The organism is Rubritepida flocculans DSM 14296, assembly GCF_000425365.1.
Taxonomy (GTDB): domain Bacteria; phylum Pseudomonadota; class Alphaproteobacteria; order Acetobacterales; family Acetobacteraceae; genus Roseococcus; species Roseococcus flocculans.
In genome coordinates, this window is the sequence record NZ_AUDH01000001.1 from 169,058 (window position 1) to 193,039 (window position 23,982).

The window sequence follows — 23,982 nt, forward strand, 5'->3', positions numbered from 1 at the left end:
GCCGCCCGTATCATCCCAGCGGCCCCTGGGTTGCGCCGCCTGCCCCCTCCCCCTGGCGGCTGACGAGCGCAAGCCAGGCCATGACCCAGACGAGCAGCAGGAAATCCCCGCGCAGCAGATTCGCCTCGGTCTGCGCGCGGATGGCGGCCGCCAGCAGCACCATCAGCGTCCAGAGGCCCAGCACCCGCCGCGGCCCGCCGAGCCGCACGAGGGCCAGCACGGCGGTGGCGCCGGCCACCAGCAGCACCGCCCCCTGCCCGAGCAGGCCGAGCTGCAGCGCGATGTCGCGCAGCCCGTGGTGGGAGTCGGGGGCGGGCCAGCCCAGCTCCAGCCAGATCAGCTCCATCGGCCGCGCGCCGGCCACCCAGAAGGCGGCGAAGCCATGGCCGAGCCAGGGCCGCTCGGCGATGGCGCGGTCCACCGCCCGCCAGACATCGGTGCGCCCCGTCAGCGTCTCGTCGCGGCCGAGCAGTTCGAACACGCCCGCCTCGCCGAAGGCCGCGACGAACGCCAGCCCGAGCGTGGCTGCCGCCCCCGCGCCCAGCAGCGCGAGCCCCGCCGCCAGCCCGCCCCGCCGCAGCCAGAGCAGCGCGAGGGTGAGCCCCATCACCAGCAGCGCCAGCACCGCCGAGGTGGCCGAGCGCGAGAGGGCGAGCAGCCCGAGCAGCAGCAGCGCCGCCGCCGCATCCCGCCAGGCCAGCGCGCCGCGCCGCAGCACCAGGTAGGAGAGCGCGAAGGCGCCCGCGAGCAGCGCCCCGCCGAAATTGTTCTTCTGCAGGAAGACGCCGCGCACCGCGTTCGCGTAGTCGCCCGTGTCGAAGCCGGTGGCGGGATCGAGCGCGGCGGTGGCGAGGCTCATGCCCCCCGCCACCAGCACCACGATCAGCGTCAGCCGCTGGAAGGCGGCGAAGCCGAGGTGGCGGAACAGCAGGAAGGCGAAGAGGAACTGCGTGGCCAGCCCCACGCAGCGCCGGAAGGTCGCGCCCGGCGCCTGCGACCACAGCACCGAGAGCAGCGCGAGCGCGAGCAGCCCGAGGAAGGGCAGCGCCTCGCGCAGCGTCCGTGCCATGCCGCGCGGCTCGCGCAGCGCATAGCCGAGCCCCACCGCCAGCAGCAGGAGCTGCACGGCCGCGTTCACCGGATCGGAGCCCGCCGTCACCCCCTCCGCCTGGCGGAGGAAGGGGATCTGCGCGTCGAGGTAGTAGTAGATGCCGAAGCCGCAGAAGAGCAGGCCGAGCCGCGCACGCAGCCCGCCCGCCGCGGGCGCCGCCAGCGCCGCCGCGCCGCTCACGGCCCCGCCACCACCTCGCCGAGCGGCCGCACCGCGCAGCCCGCGGCCAGCGCGGCGCGCAGCACCCAGTCGAGATCATCGGGCGTCACCCCATAGGGGCCGGGCGCGGGCTGCACGTCATGGGTGTAGAGCACGAGCCAGGCGCGGCGTTCCGCCGCCTCGGCGATCATGCGCGCCAGCAGCTCGCGGTCGCGTCGGGCGCTCTCCAGCGGCGCGGCGCGGATGTAGGCGAGGTCGATCTCGCCCGCGTTGAGGCCCGGCTGCACGCCGCGCGCGGCGCGATAGCCCGCCATGGCCGCCCGCTTGGCGCGCAGCGGCGTGCGGCCATAGGGGTAGGCGAAGCTCACCGGCCGCGCACCCAGCCGCGCGGCCAGCCATTGCGCGTTGCGGTCCATCTCCGCGCCGATTCCCGCGGCGTCCAGCCGGAACAGGTCGGCGTGGGAGAAGCTGTGGCAGCCGATCTCGTGCCCCGCCGCATGCACGGCGCGCAGCCGCGCCTCGTCGCCCGAGGGGCCGAGCTCGCCCATCCCGCCGATGGTGCCGCCATTGACGTAGAAGCTGCCGCGCACCCCCGCGGCCTCCAGCACCGCCGCGCCGGTCTCGGCGGCGGTGACGTGGAAATCGTCGAAGGTGAGGGAGAGGGTGGGCCGGTCCAGCGCGAGCCTCGCCGGGAAGCGCGCGGCGCGCTTCGCCAGCTCCCCCCGCCATCGCCGCCGCAGCCGATCCAGCATCCCCATCGCCTCCGCCCGCATCATGCCGCGCGCCCCGCGGCCCGCCCAGCCATGGCTGCCAGCCCGGCCGCATCCCGGCGATCCTCGCCGCCCGCCTGGAGCCCCGCTTCCCCCATGACCGACGCGGCGCCGCCGCTGCTCTCCGTCGTGATCTGCACCTTCCGCCGCAACGCGCCGCTGGAGGCGCTGCTCCGCGCCCTGGCCCCGCTCTGCGCCGGGCGGCCGGTGGAGGTGGTGGTGGTGGACAACAGCCCCGAGGCCGGTGCGCTGCCCCTGCTCGCCGCGCTGCGCGCGGCGCTGCTGCCCGGGCTGGTGCTGCGCCACGCCCAGCCCGCCTCGATCTCGGTGGCGCGCAACGCCGGCGTGGCGGCCAGCCGCGCCCCCTGGGTGGCCTTCCTCGACGATGATTCCGAGCTGCTGAACGACTGGGTGGGCGGCGTGCTGGAGGCCATCGCGGCCGGCGGGGCCGAGGGTTTCTTCGGCCCCGTCCGCGCGCGCTACGAGGGCGGCGCGCCCCCGCCCTTCGACCCCGAGGGCCGCTTCTTCTCGCGCGAGACGGGGGAGCCGGACGGGGCGCGCCTGTTCATCGGCGGGCCGCGCCGCTCGCGCCGCGCCGTGATGGGCGCGGCCAACGCGGTGCTGAGCCGCGCCGCCTGCCTGATGGACCCCGAGCCCTTCGACCCCGCCTTCGGCCGCAGCGGGGGCGAGGATCTCGACCTGTTCCTGCGCGCCGAGCGGCGCGGCGCGCGCTTCCTCTGGCGCACCGGCTTCCCGGTGGGCGAATGGGTGCCGGCCTCGCGCCAGGGGTTCGACTACGCGCTGCTGCGCGCCTTCACCGGCGGGCAGGTCTTCGTGGCGGTGACGCGCAAGAACAGCGCCGCGCCCTGGCGCACCGAGGCGCGGCTGCTGGCCCTGGGCGCGGCCCAGGCGGCGCTGGGGGCGCTCCGCCTCGCCCTCGCGCGGGCCGAGGCGCGGCCGGCGCTGCGCCTCGCCCTCGCCTCGGCGCTGGGCAAGCTGCGCTGGCGCGCGCTGACGGGGCTCTACGCGCTGCCGGCGGGCGGCGGGCCCGTCTCGCTCTGGCGGCTTTTCCTGCGCGGGGCGCCGGGCTGATGCGGGTGCTCGTCACCGGGGGCCATGGCTTCATCGGCCGCGCCGCCTGCGCGCGCCTCGCCGCCGGGCACAGCGTCCGCGCCGCCTCGCGCCGCAGCGGCCTCGACGTGACGCGGCCCGAGACGCTGCCCCCGGCGCTGGCGGGGGTGGAGGCGGTGGTGCACGCCGCGGTGGAGGGGCGGGCGAGCATCGTGGAGGGCACGGCCAACCTCCTCGCCGCCGCCCGCGCCGCCGGGGTGCGGCGCTTCGTCCATCTCAGCTCCGTCGCGGTCTATGGCGCGGCCGAGGGCGCGGTGCGCGAGGACACCCCCCGCGCTCCCGGCGATTCCGCCTATGGGCGCTGGAAGGCCGAGGCGGAGGCGCTGGTGGAGGCCGTGACCGATTTCGAGGTGGTGATCCTGCGCCCCGCCCTGGTCTATGGCCCCGGCGACCCGCTCTGGATCGGCCGCATGGCGCGGCGGCTCGCGCTCGGCGCGCTGGGCCCCCTCGGCGCGGCGGGCGAGGGCCTCGCGGACCTCGTGCATGTGCGCGACGTGGCCGAGGCCATCGCGCTGGCGCTGACGGGCCCGCCCGGGCTCTACAACCTCGGCGGGCCGGCGCCGGTGACGTGGAACGAGTATCTCGCGCGGCTGGCGGCCGGGCTCGGCCTCGCGCCGCGGCCGCTCTCGCCGGCCGAGCTCGCCTGGCGGGCGCGGCTCGCCCTGCCGGTCAAGGCGCTGGCGCGCGCCCTGCCGCCGCTCGCGCCCCTGCTGCCGGCGGCGCTGCGCGAGTCGCCGGGCGCGGGCGAGCTCGCGCTCTTCCGCCGCCGCGCCCGCTACCCCTGGGAGAAGGCCGAGGCCGCGCTGGGCTGGGCGCCGCGCATCGGGCTCGACGAGGGGCTGGCCGAAAGCCTGGCCGCGCTGCGGCCGCGGGAATGAGGGCGATGCGCTGGAAGATCGTCTATCCCTCGCAGCGCGCCCCGCGCATGCCCTGGATGACGGACCACATCCCGCCCGGGCGGCACGTCTTCGACCTGATCCCGGCCGATTACGCGCATGACCGCTCGCGCCCGCGCACCAGCGCGCGGCAATGGCTCGACTATCTGCGCCATGCCTGGCGCGGCTGGCGGGCGGCGGCGCGCGATCCGCGCCAGCCGGTGGGGATCGTAACGGCCTTCCCGCAGCTTCCGGTCTTCCTCGGCCTGTTCAACCGGCTGACCGGCGGGCGGCGGCCCATCCTGTGCTGGAGCTTCAACCTGGGCCGCGCCTATGGCGGCTGGCGCGCGCGGCTGGCGCGGGCGGGGCTCGCGGGGGTGGGGCGGCTCGTCGTGCATTCGCGCCGCGAGGTCGAGAGCTACGCCGCGCTGCTCGGCCTGCCGCGGGAGCGCTTCGTCTTCCTCCCCTTCTCGGTGCGGCCCCTCGCGCCCTCCCTGCCCGAGGAAGAAGAAGCGCCCTTCGTCCTCGCCATGGGCACGGCGCGGCGCGACTACGCCACGCTGCTGCGGGCCCTGGCGCGGCTCGGCCTGCCCGGGGTGATCGTGGCGGGGCCGCATGCGCTGGAGGGGCTCGAGCTTCCCGCGCATGTGGCGCTGCGCTCCCACCTCTCGCTCGAGGAATGCCACGCCCTGGCGCAGCGCGCGCGGGTGAACGTGGTGCCGGTGGACAATGACAGCACCGCCTCGGGCCAGGTGACGATCGTGGAGACCATGATGCTGGGCCGCGCCGTGGTCGCCACGCGCGGCATCGGCAGCGAAGACTACGTGGCGGATGGCGAGACCGGGCTGCTGGTGCCGCCGCGCGACGAGGCGGCGCTGGCGGCCGCCATTCTTCGGCTGTGGGAGGATGCGGCGCTGCGCCGCCGGCTGGGGGAGGCCGCGCGCGCCCATGCGCTCGCGCATTTCACCTTCGAGGCGAGCGCCGCGCCGCTCGCGGCGGAGCTGGACCGTCTGGCGCGGGGGGAGTGGTGATACGGTCGGCATGACATGCCGACCGTATGGCGCGCAGGGTTGGCGGGCACCCATCGAAGCTTTGCTTCGATGGGACCCGGTGTGGCGGCTGCGCGCCAAAACAAAGGCATACCAGCGGCTGCACCGGCCCCTCAGGAGTCGAAATCAGCGGCCGCTGGTATGATACGGGAGGGGCCGCCGCCCGCATCGCCTACCCCTCGCGCACGAAATCCAGCCCCGTGCCGAGGCCGAGCTTGCCCAGCCCCTTCGCCACGCCGAAGCGGTGGCGCATCCGCCGCGCGGGCGGGCCGCCGGCGGTGAGCGCCCAGAGCGCCCCATGCACCGCCGCCTGCCCCAGCCCCAGCGTCCAGACCGCGAGCCGCGTCAGCCAGGGCCACCGCGCGGAGCGCACCCGGTGGATCGCGCCGTGCCGCGCGCTGCGCCCCAGCCGCGCGCGCATATAGTCGGCCGAGAGGCGGCCCGCGAGGTTCATCTCCACCACCCGCGCCGCGGGGCACCAGAGGAAGCGCCGCCCCTGCCGCGCCAGGCGGAAGAGCAGCTCCGTGTCCTCGCCGCCGGCGCGGCCCAGCACCTCGTCGAAGGGGGCGGGGCCGGCGAGGCAGGTGGCGCGCCGCATCATGGAATTGCCCGCGCCCATGCCGCGCCCGCCGCCATGCCACCAGGCCAGCGGGTCCAGCACCGCGCCCTCGGGCAGGCCGAGATCGGTGCGGAAGTAATGGCCCTCCGGGTCCCAGTCGGGCGGCGCGCCGGTCTCGAAGGCGGGCTCCTTGGGGCCGAAGCTGGCATCGGCGCCGCTGCGCTCCAGCAGGGCGAGATGGGCGGCGAGGCAGCCTGGCTCGGGCGCCTCGTCGTCGTCGATGAAGGCGATGTAGCGGCCGCGCGCCGCCGCCACGCCGCGGTTGCGCGCGGCGGCGATGTTGCGGTGCGGGGCGGCGGCCACATGCACCGCCCCGAAGCGCGCCGCCAGGGCGCGGGCGGGGGAGTCGGGGTGGTTGTCGGCCACGACGATCTCGAACCCCTGCCCCCCGGGCAGGCGCTGGTCGGCGATGGCGGCGAGGCTGCGCGCGAGCAGCTCCATCCGGTCGAAGCAGGGCACCACCACGCTGAGGATGGGCGGCGGCTCGGGCGCGGCGCTCATGCCGCGCCCCCGGGCAGCAGCCGGCGCAGCAGGAGCCACACCGCCCCGGCCGCGGCCAGCGCCACCAGGCTGCGCGCCAGGGCGGCCCCCTCCGCCCCCGCCCAGGGCAGCACCGCCCAGCACAGCAGCAGCGTCATCGCCAGCGAGGCCCCGACAAGGGCGAGGCGCACCGGCTGCAGCCGGGTGGCGCTCAGCACATCCGCCCCGAGCGCGAACAGCGCCTGCGCCAGCGGCAAGAGGCAGAACAGCCGCAGCAGCAGCGGCAGATCCTCATAGCCGGGCCCGAGCAGCAGCGGCACGAGATCGGCGAAGGCCAGCACGCCCAGCGCCGCGGCGAGGCCGAGGCCCAGCGTCACCGGCCGCACCCGCCGCGCATAGTCCAGGCTGCCGCCACGATCCGCCTCCCCCAGCCGGAACAGCCGGCCATAGACCGCATAGCCCAGCGCGCGCATGGGCAGCAGCAGCGTGCCGATGATGCGCGCCGCCGCCGCGTAATGCCCCGCCGCCACGGGCCCGGCCAGGGCGAGCACCAGCGGCTTGTCGAGATCGGCCGCGGCCGCGGTCAGGCTCGCCTCGGCGGCGAAGGCCGCGCCGTCGCGCCACTCCCCGGGGCGGGCGGGGAAGACCGGCGCGCCGTGGTCGCGCAGCACCAGCCCGAGGCAGAGCCCCGCGCCCAGCAGCGCCGAGGCCGCATACCACCAGGCCCAGGCCTGCAGGTCGAGCGGCCCCGGCAGCGCCCCGGCCAGCGCGATGGCCGCGCAGCGCGTGGCGCTCAGCGCCACCATGGCGAGGCTCTGCCGCTGCGCCGCGCCGGTGGCGAGATACACCGCCGCGCAGAGGTTCGCCACACGGCCGAGCAGGAGATCCGCCAGCAGGATGGCGCCGAGCGCCAGCGGCCCGATCGCCGCGAGCCCGATGGCCGGCAGCAGCCACAGGAACAGCGCCCCGAGCGGCAGCCCGGTGAGGATGATGGCGGTGAGCCCCGCGCCGAAGGCCCGGGGCATCGCCGTCGCATCGCCCGCGACGCGGCGGATCAGCAACTGCTCGCAGCCAGGCCCGGCGAGGTAGGAGGCGGCGATGGTCACCGCCGTCAGCCCGACGAAGAGCCCATAGCCCTCCGGGCCCAGGACGCGCAGCGCCAGCAGCAGCCAGCCCACCTGCAGCAGGAGCTGCACCGAGAAGCCGCCGAACAGGATGCCCCCATCGCGCGCCAGGGCGCGCTCGGGCAGCAGCCGGGCGAGGCGCGCGCGCCAGCCGCTCACGCGCGCGAAGCCCCGGGGGGGGCGGGCGGGCGGGCGCGGGGCGGCGGGCGGGCTCACGCGCCGAGGCTAGACCAGCCGCCCCGCGCCCGGCGAGAGCGCCGGCCCCGGGCGCTTTGCGCCGCCGCGCCGCTTCCGCCATGTTGCGCCCAGGGCCATGGGGGCCATCGGGAGCGCTCGGCGGCATGTCGGAACTCGCGCAGGAGGCAGGGAGGCTGGCGCGACCGCCCTCGCCCCGGCCTGCGCCGCCCCCCGCCGCCACCCCGCCCCCCGCGCCGGGCCTGCTCGCCCTCGCCGCGGCGCGGATCACGCCGGCCCAGCTTCTCACCACCGCCTGGCTGCGGCGGCGCGCGCTGCTGCTCGCCTTCCTGCTGCCGACGGCGGCAGGGCTCGGCCTCGCCCTGCTGCGCCCGCCCCTGTTCCAGGCGGAGATGGCGATGCTCGTCCAGGTCAGCCGCGAGGCGCTGGGCGGGCAGGACATCGCGGGGCTCGGGCCCATGGTCATGTCGGTCGAGCAGCTCAAGGTGGTGCGGGCGGAGATGGAGATCGCCACCAGCGCCCCCGTGCTGCGCGCCGCCGCCGAGCGGCTGGGCCCCGCCACCGTGCTGCCGGGGATCGATTCGCCCTCCCTCTGGCCCTGGCGGCGCCCGCCCCCCACGCCGGAGGCGCGGCTCGCCCTCGCCGCCGAGGCGCTGGGCCGGCTGGTGAAGGCCGAGACGGAGCCCTCCACCAACATCCTGCGCCTCACCGCCCGCGCCAGCGAGCGCGAGCGCGCCATCGCCCTGGTGCGCGCGGTGGGCGAGGCCTATCTGCGCCAGCGCGGGGCGGTGCTGGCCGAGGGCGCGGCCCGGCTGCTGGGCGAGGATCTGAGCCGCCAGAGCGCCGAGCTGCGCGAGCTGGAGCGCGAGATCGCCGCCGCCAAGCTGCGCTTCGAGGTGACCGACCTCGCGCAGGACATCGCCCTCGCCGCCAACCGGCTGGACGGGCTGCTGCTGCGCGAGAACGCGCTGCGCGAGCAGCGCGCCGCGGCCGAGGCGCAGCTCGCCGCCGGGCGCCAGGCGCTGGCCGCGATGCCCGAGCGCGTCTTCGCCGGCAGCGACGCCGCCACCGCCGGCCCCAATGACGAAATCCGCAACACCCTCGCCCGGCTGCTGCAGGAGCGCGAGCACCTGCAGCGCCACTACGCGCCCGGCGACCCGCTGCTGCGCGACCTGGAGGGGCGCATCGCCATCGCCCGGCAGACCCTGGCGCAGAGCGGCTTCGCCACCCGGCGCGAGGTGCGCAACCCCGCCTGGGACCAGCTCAACGCCCGGGTGGCGCAGCTCCAGATCGAGGCGGAATCGCTCGGCCGGCAGCTCGAGGAGGTGCGCCGCCTGCGCGCCGAGGCCGAGCAGCGCCGCGCCACGCTGCTCTCCGCCGAGACGGTGCTGCGCGACCTGACACGGCGGCGCGACGCGCTGGAGGGCATCCTGCGCACCTTCACCACCCGCGAGGCCGGGGTGCGGCTGGAGGAGGACGCCCGCCGCTCGGGCGGCGCGGCGGTGCAGGTGGTGCAGCCCGCCACCGCGCCGCTCTCGGGCGAGAGCCGAGCGCCGCTCTTCGCCGCCGCGGGGCTCAGCGGGGGCCTGACCCTCTCGGGCGGGCTGCTGCTGCTGCTGACGGCGACGCGGCGCAGCCTCGTCACCCGGGCCGAGGCGCGGGAGACGCTCGGCCTGCCGGCGCTGGCCGGCTTCCCGCCGCTCGGCCCGGCCCCGCGCGAGGAGCCGGCCCTGGCCGAGCTCGCGGCGCTGCTGCTCGACGCCCGGCGCGGGCGCGGCGAGGGCGCGGCGGTGCTGCTGCTGCCCGCCGGCGCGGGGGCGGACGAACGCCAGGGTCTCGCCCGCGCCCTGGCGCTCGAGGCCGGCGCCCGCGCCCGCCGCCCCACCCTGCTGCTCGACCTGGAGAGCGACGGCGCGGCGCATCTGCGCGCCCTGGGCGGCGCGCCCGAGCCGGTGGAGGAGCGCGTGCCGGGCCATGTGCTGGCCTTCCCCACCGCCTGCGAGACGCTCTGGGTGGCCAATGAGTCCCAGCACAGCCATCTGACCGACCCGCATGCCGGCATGGCCGAGGCCGAGCGGCTGCTCGGCCTGCTGCGGCGGGAGTTCGAGCTGATCCTGATGGTGGGCGGCCCGCCGGGCGAGAGCTATGCGCTGCGCCGCCTCGCGGCGCTGGCGGACGCGACGGTGCCGGTGGTGAACGCCGCCACCACCACCCTGCCCGCGGCCCGGGCCGCGGTGGAGGCGCTGCGCGCGGCCGGGGCGGCGCTGCCCGGCTTCGTCTTCACCGGCGAGGCCCGGGTGCTGCCGCCCGGCCTTGCTCGGCTCGTCGGCGTGGAGGCGGGCTGACGCCCGCCCCCGCTCCGCGTCACGGCATCGCGACGTCGATGCCCTGGTAGAAGTAGTTCATCGCGCGGATCTGGTCGTCCGTCAGGCGCTGGCCGGCGGGGATCACCGTCTGGCCGTCCTGCCGCACGATCGGCCCGTCGAACGGGTGCAGCGCGCCGCTGGCCAGCGCGTCGCGGATGCGCGCGGCCTCGCTCGCCTCCTCGGGCGTCATGTTCGTGAAGGGGGCGAGGCGGAACATGCCCGAACCCAGCCCGCCCCAGGTGTCGGCCGGGCGCCAGTTGCCCTCCAGCACGGCGCGCGCGCGCTCGGCGTAGTAGTCGCCCCAGTTGTTCACGCTGGAGGTGAGGTGCGCGCGCGGCGCGAAGCGCGTCATGTCGCTGGCCTGGCCGAAGCCGAACACGTTGCCGCGCTGCTCGGCGAGCTGCAGCGGCGCGGGGCTGTCGGTGTGCTGGCAGATCACGTCGCAGCCCTGGTCCATCAGCGCGCGCGCGGCGTCCGCCTCGCGGCCCGGGTTGAACCATGCGTTCACCCACACCACGCGGATGCGCATCTGCGGGTCCACGCTCCAGGCGCCGCGCATCACGGTGTTGATGGCGTGGATCACCTCCGGCACCGGGAAGGAGGCGACGTAGCCGATGGTCTTGCTGCGCGACTTGCGCGCGGCGATCACGCCCTGGACGTAGCGCCCCTCGTAGAAGCGCGCGTTGTAGATGGCGAGGTTGGGGCCCGTGGCCGTGCCCGTCGCGCTCTCCCACATCACGTTCGGGTGCTGCGGCGCGATGCGCTGCGTGGGCGCGAAGTAGGAGAAGCTGGTGGTGAAGATCAGGCGCGAGCCGGTGCGGACGAGCTGCGTGGCCACGCGGTCGAAATCCGGCGGCGCGACGCTCTCGACCTGGGTGGCGGTGACGCGGTTGCCCAGCACCTCCAGCATCCGGCGGCGGCCCTGGTCGTGCATGGTGGACCAGCCGAAATCGCCCACCGGGCCGATCAGGATGAAGCCGACATTGAGCGGCCCGCCCTGCGCGACGGCAGGGCCGGTCAGCGCCGAGACGCCGGCCAGCGCGCCGGCGCCGGCCATCAGGGAGCGGCGGGACAGGGTCATCGAGAGCGGTCTCCTCGTTGCGCGGCCGAAGCGGCGGCGCGATGTCATAATCCCGGATTAAGCAAATGTCATGCCCGATCAGCGATCCGGCACGAAGGGCGTGCCCAGCGCCGCCGGCCCCGCCGCCCCGCCGCGCCGCAGCCGCATGATCAGCACCAGAACGAGGATGGTGATGAGGTAGGGCAGCGCCGAGAGAAGCTGCGAGGGCACGGGCACGCCTGCCCCCTGCGCGTGCAGTTGCAGGATGGTGATGCCGCCGAACAGATAGGCGCCGATGGCCGCGCGCCAGGGCAGCCAGGAGGCGAAGACCACGATGGCCAGCGCGATCCAGCCGCGCCCGCCCGTCATCCCCGAGGTCCAGAACGGGGTGTAGACCAGCGAGAGATAGGCCCCCGCCAGCCCCGCGCAGGCGCCCCCGAACAGGATGGCGAGGAAGCGGATTCGCAGCACCGGATAGCCCAGCGCATGGGCCGAGGCGTGGTTCTCGCCGCAGGCGCGCAGCACCAGCCCCGCCTTGCTGCGCCAGAGGAACCACGACACGCCCACCACCAGCGCGAAGGAGGCATAGACGAAGGGATCCTGCGCGAAGAACACCGGGCCGAGGAAGGGGATCTCCGACAGCAGGGGAATCTCGATCCTGCCGATGCCCGCGCGCTGCACGCCCACGAAGGGCGCGCCTACCACGCCCGATAGGCCGAGGCCGAAGATGGAGAGCGCGAGCCCCGCCGCCACCTGATTCGTGGCGAGCCCGAGCGTGAGGAAGGCGAAGACCGCCGCCAGCGCCATCCCCGCCAGCACCGCCGCCAGCACCCCGAAGGCCGAGTTGCCCGTGGTGATGGCCGCGGCGATGCCCGCCGCCGCGCCCATGATCATCATCCCCTCGACGCCGAGGTTCAGCACCCCCGCGCGCTCCACCACCAGCTCGCCGATCGCGGCGATGAGCAGCGGCGTGGAGGCGGTGATGACGGTGAGAAGGATGGCTTCCAGCAGAGTCATTTTGTGCCCTCAAGCGCCGGGCGCGCGCTCCGCGCGCTTGGCTTCGCCGCGCCACTGGCGGGCCGGGCGGCACGGGGGAGCGGGCGGCGCCGGCCGCCGTGCGGCCGGAAAAGCAGGGAGGGCCGGCCTCTGCCTCGAAGGACGGTCCGGCCCTCAAGCGCCGGGCGCGCGCTCCGCGCGCTTGGCTTCGCCGCGCCACTGGCGGGCCGGGCGGCACGGTGGAGCGGGCGGCGCCGGCCGCCGTGCGGCCGGAAAAGCAGGGAGGGCCGGCCTCTGCCTCGAAGGACGGTCCGGCCCTCAAACGCCGGGCGCGCGCGCCGCGCGCTGGGCTTCGCCGCGCCACTGGCGGGCCGGGCGGCACGGGGGAGCGGGCGGCGCCGGCCGCCGTGCGGCCGGAAAAGCAGGGAGGGCCGGCCTCTGCCTCGAAGGACGGTCCGGCCCTCAAACGCCGGGCGCGCGCTCCGCGCGCTTGGCTTCGCCGCGCCACTGGCGGGCCGGGCGGCACGGTGGAGCGGGCGGCGCCGGCCGCCGTGCGGCCGGAAGCGGGGAGGGCCGGGCTGCCCCTCGCGGGGCGGTCCGGGCCTCCACGCCGGGCGCGCCGGCGGCTTTGCCGCCGGATTTTCGCAAGGGGGCGCTGCTTCTGTTTGGGCGCTCACGCCGCGGCCCCCCGCACAAGCCGCAGGCGGTAGAGCAGCAGCGTATCGCAGGCCAGCACGTAGAACAGCAGCAGCCCCTGGAACACGCGCGTCACGTCCAGCGGCAGGCGCAGAAGGATTTGCGCGTTCTCGCCGCCGATGAAGGTGATGGCGAGGAAGACGCCCGCGATCAGGCAGCCCAGCGGGTTCAGCCGCCCGAGGAAGGCCACGATGATCGCGGTGAAACCGTAGCCCGGCGAGATGCTGGGCTGAAGCTGCCGCACCGTGCCCGCCGCCTCCAGGATGCCCGCCAGCCCCGCCAGCGCGCCGGAGATGGCGAAGACCGTCCAGGTCAGTTTCTTCTCGGAAAAGCCGGCGAAGCGCGCGGCGCGCGGCGCCTCGCCCACCAGGCGGATTTCGAAGCCCTTGAGCGTGCGCGCCACCAGCACCGCCATCAGCGCCACCACCAGCAGCATGATGGGCGTGCCGATGTTCAGCCGCCCGCCCTCCATCAGCAGCGGGATGGTGGCCTCGGGCTCGAAGATCACGGTCTGCGGCATGTTGAAGCCGTGCGGGTCGCGCCAGGGGCCGCGCACCAGCCAGTCCATCAGCAGCTCGGCCACATAGACGAGCATGAGGCTGGTCAGGATTTCGTTCGCGCCGAAGCGCGTCTTGAGCAGCGCGGGGATCAGCGCGAAGAGCGCGCCGCCCACCGCCCCGCAGCCCAGCATGGCGGGCAGCAGCCACCAGCCGTCGGGCGCGCCATGGGTGGCGATGGCCAGCCAGCTCCCGGCCAGCGCGCCCATGAGGAACTGCCCCTCGGCGCCGATGTTCCAGTTGTTCGAGCGGTAGCAGAGCGACAGGCCCACGGCGATCAGCACCAGCGGCGTCGCCTTCACCGCGACTTCCTGCAGCCCCCAGGAGTCGGAGAGCGGCATCACGAAATAGATGTGCAGCGCCCGCCACGGGTCATGGCCCAGCGCGGCGAAGATGACGATGGCCGAGAGCAGCGTCAGCGCCACCGCCAGCAGCGGCGAGCCGATCTGCAGCGCGAGCGGCGTCTCGGCCCGGCGTTCGAGGACGAAGCGCATCACCCCGCCTCCGATCGCCGGAGGGCGCGAGCCCGGAGGCGTGAATCGGCGGCGCGGAAATCCCGCTCCGATCGCCGGAGGGCGCGCGCCCGGAGGCGTGAATCGGCGGCGCGCATCACGCCGCCTCGCTGTTCGTGCCGAAGCCCGCCCCGCCCATCAGCAGGCCGATCTCCTCGCGCGTCAGCCCCGCCACGGGCCGCGCGGGCGAGAGGCGGCCGTGGAAGATCACCGCCAGCCGGTCCGCGATCTCCAGCAGCTCGTCCAGATCCTGGCTGATCACCAGCACCGAGGCCCCCTCCCTCGCCAGATCCACCAGCGCCTGCCGGATCAGGCTCGCCGCGCCCGCATCCACCCCCCAGGTGGGCTGCGAGACGACGAGCAGCGCCGGCCGGCGCAGGATGTCGCGGCCCACCACGAATTTCTGCAGGTTCCCGCCCGAAAGCGCGCGCGCCTCCGGGTCGCGCGGGCCCTTGCGCACGTCGAAGGCGCGCGTCACCGAATCCACCCAGCCCAGCATCCTCCCGCGGTCGAGGAAGCCGCCGCGCACGAAGCCGTTGGCCGCATGGCCGGAGAGCAGCGCATTCTCCGACAGCGGCAGGCGCGGGGCGGCGGCGTGGCCCAGCCGCTCCTCCGGCACGAAGGCCGCGCCGCGCCGGCGGCGGGCGTTGATGTCCTCGCGCCCCACCGGCGCGCCGTCCAGCACGATCTGCCCCGCGCGCGGCGCGAGCCGCTCGCCCGAGAGCGCGGCGAACAGCTCCTCCTGCCCGTTGCCCGCCACGCCGGCGATGCCGAGGATCTCGCCCCGGCGCAGGTCGAGCGAGACATCGCGCAGCGCCGTGCCGTGCGAATCCTCCGCGGGCAGGGAGAGGCCGCGCACCGAGAGCCGCACCGGCGCGTCGCTCTCGCCCGCCGGCGCGTGGCGCAGCGCGGGCACATCCCCGCCCACCATCATGCGCGCCAGGCTCGCCGCCGTCTCGGCGCGCGGGTCGGTCGCGGCCACCACGCGGCCGTGGCGCAGGATGGTCGCCGTCTCGCAGATGCGGCGCACCTCTTCGAGCTTGTGCGAGATGTAGAGCACCGAACGCCCCTCGGCCCGGATGCGCGCGATGGTGGCGAAGAGGCCCTCGCATTCCTGCGGCGTCAGCACCGAGGTGGGCTCGTCCAGGATCAGCAGCCGGGGGTCCTGCATCAGGCAGCGCACGATCTCCACGCGCTGCCGCTCGCCCACCGAGAGCCGCCACACCTCCCGCGCGGGATCGAGCGGCAGGCCATAGGCGGCGGACAGCTCGGCCAGCCGCGCCGCCACCCGCGGCACGGGCGCCGCGTCGTCGAGGGCGAGCGCCACGTTCTCCGCCACCGTCAGGTTCTCGAACAGCGAGAAGTGCTGGAACACCATGCCGATGCCCAGCCGCCGCGCCGCCTTGGGGCTGGCGAGCACGACCGGCGCGCCCTGCCAGAGGATGCGCCCCTCATTGGGCTGCAGCAGCCCGTAGAGCATCTTCACCAGCGTGGACTTGCCCGCGCCGTTCTCGCCCAGCAGCGCGTGCACCTCGCCGGGCATCACGCGCAGGTCCACATGGTCGTTCGCGAGCAGCGCGCCGAAGCGCTTCACGATCTGCCGGGCTTCGACCAGGGGGGGTCCGACGGGGGGCGCGCTCATCGTCTCGCTCGGCCAAGGGTGACGCCGGAGGAAGCAGAGCCGGCCGGATGGGCCGAGGCTGCCGGACCCGCGTCCCCATGCGGAGATGAACTCCCCGCAATCTCCCCTTCTGGCGCTTTAGCGGAGGCGCGCGGCCTTGCAAAGACGGGTGCGGGCGGCGGCCAGGCCGGGCGTATCAGGGCCGCTCGCCCCGCGCGACACGGGCGGCGATCTCCTCCAGCACGGGCGGCAGATCGGCGATGCCGTCCACCACATGGTGCGCCCCGGCGGCGCGCAGCGCCCAGGCGGCGCGGGCGCGGTGGGCGGCGCGCTCCTCCGCCGTGCAGGCGGCCAGCTCCGCCAGCGAGAGGCCGCACTCGTTGCCCGTCAGCGCCACGCCCACCGTCCAGCAGCCCGCCGCCACGCCCTCGGCGATGCCGGGGGGCGTGTCGTCCACCTTCACGCAGGCCCATGCGGGGTCCACGTCGAGCTCGAGGAAGCAGCGGTACATCATCAGCGCCGAGGGCCGCCCGCGCGGCAGATCCCCCGCGCAGACCAGGTTGTCCGGCGCGTAGCCCTGCGCGGCGGCGAGCGGCAGCAGCGGCGCCATGATCTCGCGCGTGTAGCCCGTGGTGCTGCCGATCCTGAGGCCGCGCGCGCGCAGCCAGGCCGCGGTCTCGGCCGCGCCGGGAATGAGCGCGGCGTGCTCGGGCAGCGTCACCACCTGCGCGTTGAGCGGCACGAACACCTCATGGATGGCGTCCGCATCGGCGTCGCCGAAGTCGCGCCCATGGGCGGCGCGCCAGGCGTCGGCGATGCGCGGGATGCGGCCGAGCGCGCGGATGTGGTCCCATTTCGCCAGCCCCATGGGGCCGCGCGCCTCGGCGATGGTGATCTCCACGCCGAAGCGGCGGAACACCTCGACGAAGGCGCCCATGGGCGCGCGGCTGCCGTGGTCGAGCACCGTGCCCGCCCAGTCGAGGATGACAGCCTTCAGCGTGCTCATGCGCTCTCTCCCAGAAGTTCGGCCAGCGTCTCCTCCGCGATGGCGAAGGCGGTGGAGGCGCCGGTGCCGCTCGTCACCATCACGAGGCGGATGTTGGGCGCCGGCGCGTCGCGGAACATGAGCCTGTCGGGCGCGGAGGCGTAGATGCCCGTCCAGCGCGCGATCACCGGCGGCGGGGCGATGCCGAGCGCGGCCCGGAACTCCTCCAGGATCAGCGCGTCCACCGCCTCGGGCTGGAAGGGATCGGGCGTGGTTCCGTAATGGTGGCTGTCGCCCACCACGAGCGATCCGTCGGCCGACTGCACGACGATGAGGTGCACGCCGTTGTCGAGCTGCGCGCGCTGTTCGCGCAGCAGCACGTGGCGCAGCGCCTCGGCCTGCGGCAGCTCCGCATAGCCGAGGTAGCGCACGAGGCCGAGGTCGCTCATCACCGCCGCGGGCAGGCGGAAGCCTGGATCGGCGAGGCGCAGCATGTGCAGCTTGCACTTCGTCACGCCCTGCGCGGCGATGCGCTCGGGAAAGAGCGTCAGGAAGTCGTCGCCGGGGCAGACGACGATGCGCGGCGCGGCGAAGCGGCCCGCGCTGGTGTCCACCCCCGCCTCGTCCACGCCGCGCACCAGGATGTTGCGGCGGATGGCGACACCCTGCGTCGCTTCCAGCCAGGCCGCCAGGCGCGGGATGGCCTCGCGGCTCTCCACCCGGCGCTCATGCGGGCTCCAGAGCAGGGCGCGGGGCGCGCCGCGCGCGAGATCGGGGAAGCGGCGCGCCGCCTCGGCGCCGTCGAGCAGCGCGCAGCCCGCGCCCATCTCCGTGCGCGCGAAGGCCTCCAGCACCGCGGCCGATTCCGCGCGCCGCGCCAGCACCGCAAGGCCGTGCTGCAGCACCTCGATGCCGGCCTGGGGCGCCACCTCTTCCCAGACATCGCGCGAGCGCATGGCGCGCCGCCAGCAGGCCCCCGCCTGCTGGCCGGTGACGGTGACGAAGCCGAAATTGCGCACCGAGGCGCCATTGGCCTGCGCGTCGCGGTCCAGCACCAGCGCCTTCAGCCCGCGCCGCGCCGCCGCCAGCGCATGGGCGAGGCCGAGGATGCCCGCGCCCACGATGATCACATCCGCAGCCTTGCCCATCCCGCCTGCCCGATTCCGCGCCATGAAGCTAGCCGCCCGGCCGCGCGGGGCCAGACTCCGCCGCCCGCGCCGGAGGATTTCACGCCATTGTCACACACTCCGCGTTCCCTCCGGAACCGGGCCCGGTCAACCTCGCGCGCCACTCGCCAACAGGGAGACGCCTTCATGCGCCGCCTTCTGCTCGCCGGCCTCGCCGCGCTCACGCTCTCCGCCGGGGCCGCGGAGGCTCAGCAACGCACCCGGCTGACGGTCTACACCGCGCTGGAGAACGAGCAGCTCGCCCCCTTCAAGGCGGCCGCCGAACGCGCCGTGCCGGGCATCGAGATCGCCTGGGTGCGCGACTCCACGGGCGTGATCACCGCCCGCCTGATCGCCGAGCGCGCCAACCCGCGCGCCGACGTGATCTGGGGCCTCAGCGTGTTCAGCCTCCTCGCGCTGGAGGCGCAGGACATGCTCGAGCCCTACACGCCGCGCGGGGCCGAGGCGCTGCGCCCCAATTTCCGCAGCCCGCGCAGCCCGATGACCTGGACGGGGATGGACGCCTTCGTCTCCGCCATCTGCTTCAACCGCGTGGTGGCCCAGAGCCGTGGCCTGCCGCGCCCCTCGACCTGGGCCGATCTGCTGAACCCCGCCTTCCGCGGCCAGGTGGCGATGCCCAACCCGGCCTCCTCCGGCACGGGCTTCCTCACCGTGGCGGGCTGGATGGGCGCGCAGGGCGAGGCGGCCGCCTGGGAGTACATGACGCGCCTGCACGAGAACATCCAGGTCTACACCCACTCGGGCAGCGCGCCCTGCAACAACGCCGCGCGCGGCGAATACGCCGTGGGCCTCAGCTTCGACATGCGCTCGGTGGCGCTGCGCAACCAGGGCGCGCCGATCGACGTGATCGTGCCGACCGACGGCGTGGGCTTCGACCTGGAGGCCACCGCCATCCTGCGCGGCACCCGCAACCTCGAGGCCGCGCGGCGGCTGGTGGACTGGACGGTGAGCCGCGAGGCGAACGAGCTCTACGGCCGCTTCTACGCGCTGGTGGCGCACCCCGATGTCGCGCCCTCGGTGCAGAACTACCCGGCCGAGTTCGCCCAGCGCCTGGTGAACCAGGATTTCGCCGCCATCGCTGCCCGGCGCGAAGAAATCCTGCGCGAATGGACGCGCCGCTTCGACGGCAAATCCGCCCCGCGCAACTGATGTTCGACCTCGCGGCGCGCGCCGAGCCCCGGCCGGTCTATCTGACCGTGCAGGAGGTGACGAAGCGCTTCGGGCGCTTCGTGGCGCTCGACCGCGTCTCGCTCGAGATCCGCGAGGGCGAGTTCGTCTCCTTCCTCGGCCCCTCGGGCTGCGGCAAGACCACGCTGCTGCGCGCCATCGCCGGCCTCGATCCGCCGAGCGAGGGGCGCATCGTCCAGGCGGGGCGCGACATCACGCTGCTGCCGCCCGGCGAGCGGGATTTCGGCATCGTCTTCCAGTCCTACGCGCTGTTCCCCAACCTCGATGTGCGGCGGAACATCGCCTATGGCCTGCGCGGGCCTGCCTGGCCGCGCGAGAAGGTGGAGGCGCGGGTGGCCGAGCTTCTCGCCATGGTCGGGCTGCAGGAGCATGCGCGGAAATATCCCGCGCAGCTCTCGGGCGGGCAGCAGCAGCGCGTGGCGCTGGCCCGCGCGCTGGCGAACCACCCGGGCCTGCTGCTGCTGGACGAGCCGCTCTCCGCACTCGACGCCATCGTGCGCGCGCGTCTGCGCACCGAGATCCGCGCGCTGCAGAAATCCCTCGGCGTGACCACGATCATGGTGACGCATGACCAGGAGGAGGCGCTCTCCGTCTCCGACCGCATCGTGGTGATGAACGAGGGGCGCATCGAGCAGATCGGCACGCCGGAGGAGGTGTATCGCCGCCCCGCCTCGGCCTTCGTCGCGGGCTTCGTCGGCCGTTCGGGCAGCTTCGCCGCCGAGGTGGAGGCGCCGCGCCGGCTGCGCGCCGGCCCCGTCTCCATCGAGGCCGACGGCGCGGCCTCCCTCAGCCCCGGCCAGGCGGCGCGCGCCTTCGTCCGGCCCGAGGACGTGCGCCTCGGCCCCGAGGCGGAGGGCCATCCGGGCGCCTTCGAGGCGCTGGTGACGGGGGTGGAGTTCCTCGGCCCCGTCTGCCGCGTGCATCTGCTGGCCGAGGGCGTGCGGCTGGAGGCCGATGTGCCTTCCGAGCAGATTCCGCGCCTCGATCTCGGCCGGGTGGCGAAGCTGCGCGTCGCCATCCCGGCCGACCGGGTGATGACCTATCCCGATGGCTGAGGCGCTTCTCGGCCGGGGCCTGCGCCCCGCCCTTTCCGCCGACCAGCGGCTGATGGGGCTCGCGCTCGGGGCGGCGGGGCTGCTGATGCTGGTGGCCCTCGTCCTGCCGCTCGGCTGGCTGATGGTGCGCGCCTTCCAGGACGCGCAGGGCGGTTTCGCGGGCCTCGCCAACTTCGCCGTCTATGCGACGACGCCGAGCCTCGCCGCCTCCGCCTGGAACAGCCTCTGGACGGCGGGGCTGACCACGCTGCTCGTGGTGCCGGCGGCCTTCGCCTACGCCTATGCGCTCACGCGCTCCTGCATCCCGTTCAAGCCGGCCTTCCGGGCGGTGATGCTGCTGCCGGTGCTGGCGCCCTCGCTGCTGCCGGCGCTGGCGCTGGTCTATCTCTTCGGCAACCAGGGCATGGCGCGCGGGCTGCTGATGGGGGAGAGCGTCTATGGCCCCATCGGCATCGTCATGGCGCAGGTGTTCTACTGCTTCCCGCACGCGGCGCTGATCCTCTCCGTCGCGCTCTCGGGGGCGGATGGGCGGCTCTACGAGGCGGCGGCCGCGCTCAAGGCGGGGCGGGGGCGCATCTTCGCCACCGTCACGCTGCCGGGCGCGCTGGGCGGGCTCGTCTCGGCGAGCGTCGTCGTGTTCACCCTGGTGGTGACGGATTTCGGCATCCCCAAGGTGATCGGCGGGCAGTTCCCCGTGCTCGCCACCGAGATCTACAAGCAGGTCATCGGCCAGCAGAACTTCAACATGGGCGCGGTGGTGGGCCTCGTGCTGCTGCTGCCGGCGGTGGGGGCCTTCGCGCTCGATCTCTGGGCGCAGAGGCGGCAGGGCAGCGTCTTCTCGGGCCGCGCCGTGCCGCTGGAACCGAAGCCCCGCGCGGGGCGCGATGCGCCGCTCCTCCTCTTCTGCCTCATCGTCGCGGCCATGCTCCTCGGCCTCGTCGGCCTCGCGGTCTGGGGCAGCCTGATCCGCTTCTGGCCGTGGAACCTGGAGCTCACCCTTGCCAACTACGAGTTCGCGCGCTTCGATTCCGCGGGCTGGGGCAGCCTCTGGACCTCGGTGCGTCTCGCCTTCTGGACGGCGCTGCTCGGCACCGCGCTGGTGTTCCTGCTGGCCTACATGATCGAGCGCGGGCGCGTCGGCGGCCCGCTGCCGCGGCTGCTCTCGCTCGCGGCCACGCTGCCGCTGGCCGTGCCGGGGCTGGTGCTCGGCCTCGCCTACATCCTGTTCTTCAACGACCCGGCGAACCCGCTGGGCTTCCTCTACGGCACCCTCGCCATACTGGTGCTGAACTCGATCATCCACTTCTACACCGTCTTGTATGGATGCCCCCCGCGGGACAAGGGCGAAAGCGCCAGCTGACAGTCGAAAGGCACGGGGTGCGGTCTTGTATCCGGCCTCCTGAGGCGGCCGGTACGGCCGCGGGCCCTGATGAGCTTCGCGGTGCGAGTGGCGTATCTACCAAGCGCGCTCTGCGGCGCGGACGGTGTATCGGCCTCTCTCGCAACCGGGTCGCCGGTCCCCTCACTGTCATCACGGTGCTTGCACCTTGCCTCCCGCCAGCTGCGGTCCCTGGCGAGTTCGTCTCCGCAGCCGGCGCCTCAGGCGGCGGCCGCGGAAGTCCGGTACGTCCCTCCCTTGGTCAGAAGCGCCCACGCAATGCGAGCCATCTTGTTGGCGAGCGCCACGGCAGCGACCTTGAACGGGCGTCGCGCCAGCAGCCGCTCACCCCAGTCGCCGTCGTGGTGGCCGCGCCGGGCGTATCGCAAGCGCGCGGTAGCGCCGAGGATCAGGAGGCGTCGCAGCATCCCGTTGCCCTGTTTGGAGATGCGCCCCAGCCGTTCCTTGCCACCGCTCGATCGGGACTTGGGCGTCAGGCCAAGCCAAGAGGCGAAATGGCGCGCCGAAGCGAATCCGCCTGGATCCGGGACCAGGCCCTGCAGCGCGACCGCCGTGATGGCGCCGATGCCAGGGATGGCAGTGAGACGCTTTGCCGTCTCGTCCTGTCGCGCCCGACGGACCATCCGCCGCTCCATCCGTTCGATGCGCTCCTCCAAAGAGTCGATCTGCTCGATCAGTTCGAGCAGAGCTTCTCTGGCCATGATCGGCAGGCCATCGACGTCGCCCCGCCGCAGCGCATCGATGAGTTCGGACAGCTTCGCAGCCCCTTGAGCCGCAACGAGCCCGTACTCGCCCAAGTAGCCCCGCAGCGCGTTCACGGTCTGGGTCCGCTGCCGCACCAGGAGGTCACGCGCGTTCAGCTCAATCGCCGCTGCTTGCTGCTCCTCGGTCTTGACCGGCACAAAGCGCATCGTCGGCCGTGTGACCGCCTCGCAGATCGCCTCAGCGTCTGCCGCGTCGGTCTTGCCCCGCTTCACATACGGCTTCACGTACGCTGGCGGCATCAGCCGAACCTCATGGCCGAGCTTCGCGATCTCCCGCGCCCAATAGTACGCGCTGCAGCAGGCCTCCATGCCGACGAGCGATGGCGGCGAAGACGCGAAGAATTGGAGCACCTCGCCGCGGCGCAGCTTGCGGCGGACAACGGCGTTCCCGGCCGCGTCAATGCCGTGCACCTGGAACACGTTCTTGGCCAGGTCCAGGCCGATCGTAGTAACCTCCTCCACGGATGCCTCCTCTCCAGCGTGGTGTGGCTCGACACCATCCACGCTATGGCACTGCGATGCCGCAGAGCAGGGGGCATCCACCCCATCTGCCACCTGACGGCGGTGACGGCGATCCGCCAGCTCGACCCGGAGTTCGAGAGCGTGGGCGCGAGCCTCAAGGTGCCCGCCTGGGTCACCTTCTGGCGCGTGACGCTGCCGATCTGCCTTCCCGCCACCCTCGACATCTTCGTCTATCTCTTCGTCAACGCGATGACGACGGTGAGCGCGGTGGTCTTCCTCTACGGGCCGGACACCAAGCCCGCCTCGGTGGCGGTGATCCACATGGACGAGGCGGGGCAGGTGAGCGCGGCGGCGGCGATGGCGGTGGCCATCCTCGCCATCAATGTCGCGCTGAAGCTCCTGCACCTCGCGAGCGCGGGGCGCATCGAGCGCGCCACCCAGGCCTGGCGCAAGCGGTAGCGCGCCCGCCCCGGGCGGTCACGCCATCGCCCCGCGCGCGGCGACGGGCCAGAGGCATTCCACCCGCCCCTTCCGCACGCCCACATACCAGTCGTAGCGGTCCACCGTCGGGTCGCAATGGCCGGGGATGAGGCGCAGCTTCTCGCCGAGCCGCGGGCGGTCGGCGGGGTCCTCCACCAGCAGCTTGCCGTGCTCGTCGGAGGCGGAGACGTAGCGCACCCGCTCGCGCCCCTGCACCAGCGGCAGGCCGCTGTCGGTGGGCACGGCCTTGTGGCCCGCGTCCAGCACGGCGATGTGCGGGCTCGCCGCGCTCATCACCGTGGCCAGCACGAACAGCGAATGGCGGAAGGGGGGCGCCTGCTCGTTGCGCGCGTAGTCCGCGTCCATGAAGGCGTAGGAGCCGGCCTGGATCTCGGTGTAGACGCCGCTCGCCGCCTCATGCGCGAAGGTGCCGGTGCCCGCCCCGCCCACAACGGGGCAGTCGAGCCCGCGCTGGCGGAGCTGCTCCACGGTGCGGCGGGCGTGCTCGGCCGCGGCGGCGATGGCGGCGGCGCGGCGCTCCGGCTCGCGGATGTGCTGGGCGCTGCCGTGATAGGCCTGCAGCCCGTGGAAGCTGAGATGGCGCGAGGCGGCGATGCGCTCGGCCAGCGCCACGGCGGGCGGGCCGGGCGGCAGGCCGCAGCGCGCCGCCCCCACGTCGATCTCCACCAGCACGGGGATGCGCACCCCCGCCGCCTCGGCCGCCGCCTCGATGGCCGCCACCTGCGCGGGATCGTCCGCGCAGACCGAGACGCGCGCGATGCGCGCGAGGGCGGCGAGCCGCGCCAGCTTGCGCGCGCCCACCACCTCGTTCGTCACCATCACGTCGGGCACGCCGCCCCAGGCGAGGATTTCGGCCTCCGCCACCTTCTGCACGCATTGGCCGATGGCGCCATGCGCCATCTGCCGCAGCGCGATCACGGGGGATTTGTGCGTCTTGGCGTGGGGGCGCAGCTTCGTCCCCGTGGGCGCGAGCAGCGCGGCCATGGCGGCGAGGTTGTGCTCGAAGGCGTCGAGATCGAGCAGCAGGGCGGGCGTGTCCACCTCCTCCTCGCGCATTCCGGGCTCGGCGGGCGGTGGTTGCGGCATGGGCGTCCTCCTCGATCCGCGGCATGATGCGGGC

General features: G+C 74.6%; 20 protein-coding genes. 8 read left to right on the forward strand and 12 right to left on the reverse strand.

Annotated features, from left to right (window positions below):
• Positions 1-10: 10 nt before the first annotated feature.
• Positions 11-1,291, reverse strand: coding sequence for an O-antigen ligase family protein (locus H596_RS0100835; RefSeq protein WP_027283279.1), 1,281 nt, complete (start codon positions 1,289-1,291; stop codon positions 11-13).
• Positions 1,288-2,022, reverse strand: coding sequence for a polysaccharide deacetylase family protein (locus tag H596_RS0100840; RefSeq protein WP_169579838.1), 735 nt, complete (start codon positions 2,020-2,022; stop codon positions 1,288-1,290). Before H596_RS0100840 ends, H596_RS0100835 begins: the two co-directional genes overlap by 4 nt.
• Before the next feature lie 114 nt (positions 2,023-2,136).
• On the opposite strand from H596_RS0100840, the gene H596_RS19450 reads away from it, so the two are divergent.
• The 3 genes from H596_RS19450 to H596_RS19460 are packed head-to-tail and all read left to right on the forward strand — an operon-like array spanning position 2,137 to position 5,077.
• On the forward strand, positions 2,137-3,132 hold the full coding sequence (locus tag H596_RS19450) for a glycosyltransferase family 2 protein (protein WP_051212208.1): 996 nt from the start codon (positions 2,137-2,139) through the stop codon (positions 3,130-3,132).
• Entirely contained in the window at positions 3,132-4,049 is a 918-nt protein-coding gene (locus H596_RS22655) for an NAD-dependent epimerase/dehydratase family protein (RefSeq protein ID WP_051212209.1), read from the forward strand. The genes H596_RS19450 and H596_RS22655 overlap by 1 nt, the downstream gene beginning before the upstream one ends.
• Positions 4,050-4,054: 5 nt before the next feature.
• On the forward strand, positions 4,055-5,077 hold the full coding sequence (locus H596_RS19460) for a glycosyltransferase (protein WP_051212210.1): 1,023 nt from the start codon (positions 4,055-4,057) through the stop codon (positions 5,075-5,077).
• A gap of 190 nt (positions 5,078-5,267) precedes the next feature.
• Here the strand turns inward: H596_RS19460 and H596_RS19465 are convergent, their stop codons facing one another.
• Both H596_RS19465 and H596_RS0100865 read right to left on the reverse strand, forming a co-directional pair.
• Positions 5,268-6,215 carry a glycosyltransferase family 2 protein gene (locus H596_RS19465; RefSeq protein ID WP_051212211.1) on the reverse strand — a complete coding sequence of 316 codons (948 nt, stop codon included), beginning with the start codon at positions 6,213-6,215 and terminating at the stop codon, positions 5,268-5,270.
• Entirely contained in the window at positions 6,212-7,534 is a 1,323-nt protein-coding gene (locus H596_RS0100865) for a lipopolysaccharide biosynthesis protein (RefSeq protein WP_027283281.1), read from the reverse strand. The genes H596_RS19465 and H596_RS0100865 overlap by 4 nt, the downstream gene beginning before the upstream one ends.
• 125 nt (positions 7,535-7,659) lie before the next feature.
• Between H596_RS0100865 and H596_RS0100870 the strand changes: the two genes are divergently transcribed.
• Positions 7,660-9,858: a GumC domain-containing protein gene (locus H596_RS0100870; RefSeq protein WP_027283282.1), complete on the forward strand. Its 2,199-nt coding sequence runs from the start codon at positions 7,660-7,662 to the stop codon at positions 9,856-9,858.
• A 19-nt stretch (positions 9,859-9,877) separates the two neighbouring features.
• Here H596_RS0100870 and H596_RS0100875 read toward each other — a convergent pair whose 3' ends face one another.
• From H596_RS0100875 to H596_RS0100900, 6 genes are all read right to left on the reverse strand, one after another.
• Complete coding sequence (locus H596_RS0100875) at positions 9,878-10,960, reverse strand: BMP family ABC transporter substrate-binding protein (RefSeq protein ID WP_037299466.1); 1,083 nt, start codon at positions 10,958-10,960, stop codon at positions 9,878-9,880.
• Between the two features lie 78 nt (positions 10,961-11,038).
• Entirely contained in the window at positions 11,039-11,956 is a 918-nt protein-coding gene (locus tag H596_RS0100880) for an ABC transporter permease (protein WP_027283284.1), read from the reverse strand.
• A gap of 652 nt (positions 11,957-12,608) precedes the next feature.
• Positions 12,609-13,682, reverse strand: coding sequence for an ABC transporter permease (locus tag H596_RS0100885; protein ID WP_027283285.1), 1,074 nt, complete (start codon positions 13,680-13,682; stop codon positions 12,609-12,611).
• 115 nt (positions 13,683-13,797) lie between these two features.
• Positions 13,798-15,342, reverse strand: a complete 1,545-nt coding sequence (locus H596_RS0100890; RefSeq protein WP_027283286.1) for an ABC transporter ATP-binding protein — start codon at positions 15,340-15,342, stop codon at positions 13,798-13,800.
• Positions 15,343-15,517: 175 nt separating this feature from the next.
• Entirely contained in the window at positions 15,518-16,327 is an 810-nt protein-coding gene (gene phnX / locus H596_RS0100895) for a phosphonoacetaldehyde hydrolase (RefSeq protein WP_027283287.1), read from the reverse strand.
• Positions 16,324-17,436: a TIGR03364 family FAD-dependent oxidoreductase gene (locus tag H596_RS0100900; RefSeq protein WP_245583922.1), complete on the reverse strand. Its 1,113-nt coding sequence runs from the start codon at positions 17,434-17,436 to the stop codon at positions 16,324-16,326. Before H596_RS0100900 ends, phnX begins: the two co-directional genes overlap by 4 nt.
• Before the next feature lie 183 nt (positions 17,437-17,619).
• On the opposite strand from H596_RS0100900, the gene H596_RS0100905 reads away from it, so the two are divergent.
• The 3 genes from H596_RS0100905 to H596_RS19470 are packed head-to-tail and all read left to right on the forward strand — an operon-like array spanning position 17,620 to position 21,096.
• Positions 17,620-18,642, forward strand: coding sequence for a putative 2-aminoethylphosphonate ABC transporter substrate-binding protein (locus H596_RS0100905; RefSeq protein WP_027283289.1), 1,023 nt, complete (start codon positions 17,620-17,622; stop codon positions 18,640-18,642).
• Entirely contained in the window at positions 18,600-19,736 is a 1,137-nt protein-coding gene (locus H596_RS0100910; RefSeq protein WP_084602480.1) for a putative 2-aminoethylphosphonate ABC transporter ATP-binding protein, read from the forward strand. Before H596_RS0100905 ends, H596_RS0100910 begins: the two co-directional genes overlap by 43 nt.
• The gene (locus H596_RS19470) at positions 19,729-21,096 is read left to right on the forward strand and encodes an ABC transporter permease subunit (protein WP_051212212.1); all 1,368 of its coding nucleotides are present in this window, start codon (positions 19,729-19,731) and stop codon (positions 21,094-21,096) included. Before H596_RS0100910 ends, H596_RS19470 begins: the two co-directional genes overlap by 8 nt.
• A gap of 239 nt (positions 21,097-21,335) precedes the next feature.
• Here H596_RS19470 and H596_RS0100920 read toward each other — a convergent pair whose 3' ends face one another.
• Entirely contained in the window at positions 21,336-22,361 is a 1,026-nt protein-coding gene (locus H596_RS0100920; RefSeq protein ID WP_027283291.1) for an IS110 family RNA-guided transposase, read from the reverse strand.
• A 45-nt stretch (positions 22,362-22,406) separates the two neighbouring features.
• Here H596_RS0100920 and H596_RS0100925 point away from each other — a divergent pair, with 45 nt between their 5' ends.
• Positions 22,407-22,820 (forward strand): ABC transporter permease subunit, encoded by a 414-nt coding sequence (locus H596_RS0100925; RefSeq protein WP_084602484.1) that lies wholly within the window; start codon positions 22,407-22,409, stop codon positions 22,818-22,820.
• Positions 22,821-22,838: 18 nt separating this feature from the next.
• On the opposite strand, the gene H596_RS0100930 is transcribed toward H596_RS0100925, so the two are convergent.
• Complete coding sequence (locus tag H596_RS0100930; RefSeq protein WP_027283293.1) at positions 22,839-23,948, reverse strand: DSD1 family PLP-dependent enzyme; 1,110 nt, start codon at positions 23,946-23,948, stop codon at positions 22,839-22,841.
• Positions 23,949-23,982: the final 34 nt, after the last annotated feature.

Coding starts and splice junctions, on each gene's coding strand:
- H596_RS0100930 (WP_027283293.1), bottom strand. CDS start 23,948: ATGCCGCAACCACCGCCCGCCGAGCCCGGAATGCGCGAGGAGGAGGTG.
- H596_RS0100925 (WP_084602484.1), top strand. CDS start 22,407: ATGGCACTGCGATGCCGCAGAGCAGGGGGCATCCACCCCATCTGCCAC.
- H596_RS19460 (WP_051212210.1), top strand. CDS start 4,055: ATGCGCTGGAAGATCGTCTATCCCTCGCAGCGCGCCCCGCGCATGCCC.
- H596_RS19450 (WP_051212208.1), top strand. CDS start 2,137: ATGACCGACGCGGCGCCGCCGCTGCTCTCCGTCGTGATCTGCACCTTC.
- H596_RS0100890 (WP_027283286.1), bottom strand. CDS start 15,342: ATGAGCGCGCCCCCCGTCGGACCCCCCCTGGTCGAAGCCCGGCAGATC.
- H596_RS0100870 (WP_027283282.1), top strand. CDS start 7,660: ATGTCGGAACTCGCGCAGGAGGCAGGGAGGCTGGCGCGACCGCCCTCG.
- H596_RS0100875 (WP_037299466.1), bottom strand. CDS start 10,960: ATGACCCTGTCCCGCCGCTCCCTGATGGCCGGCGCCGGCGCGCTGGCC.
- H596_RS0100905 (WP_027283289.1), top strand. CDS start 17,620: ATGCGCCGCCTTCTGCTCGCCGGCCTCGCCGCGCTCACGCTCTCCGCC.
- H596_RS0100840 (WP_169579838.1), bottom strand. CDS start 2,022: ATGCTGGATCGGCTGCGGCGGCGATGGCGGGGGGAGCTGGCGAAGCGC.
- H596_RS22655 (WP_051212209.1), top strand. CDS start 3,132: ATGCGGGTGCTCGTCACCGGGGGCCATGGCTTCATCGGCCGCGCCGCC.
- H596_RS19470 (WP_051212212.1), top strand. CDS start 19,729: ATGGCTGAGGCGCTTCTCGGCCGGGGCCTGCGCCCCGCCCTTTCCGCC.
- H596_RS19465 (WP_051212211.1), bottom strand. CDS start 6,215: ATGAGCGCCGCGCCCGAGCCGCCGCCCATCCTCAGCGTGGTGGTGCCC.
- H596_RS0100910 (WP_084602480.1), top strand. CDS start 18,600: ATGGACGCGCCGCTTCGACGGCAAATCCGCCCCGCGCAACTGATGTTC.
- H596_RS0100885 (WP_027283285.1), bottom strand. CDS start 13,682: ATGCGCTTCGTCCTCGAACGCCGGGCCGAGACGCCGCTCGCGCTGCAG.
- H596_RS0100880 (WP_027283284.1), bottom strand. CDS start 11,956: ATGACTCTGCTGGAAGCCATCCTTCTCACCGTCATCACCGCCTCCACG.
- phnX (WP_027283287.1), bottom strand. CDS start 16,327: ATGAGCACGCTGAAGGCTGTCATCCTCGACTGGGCGGGCACGGTGCTC.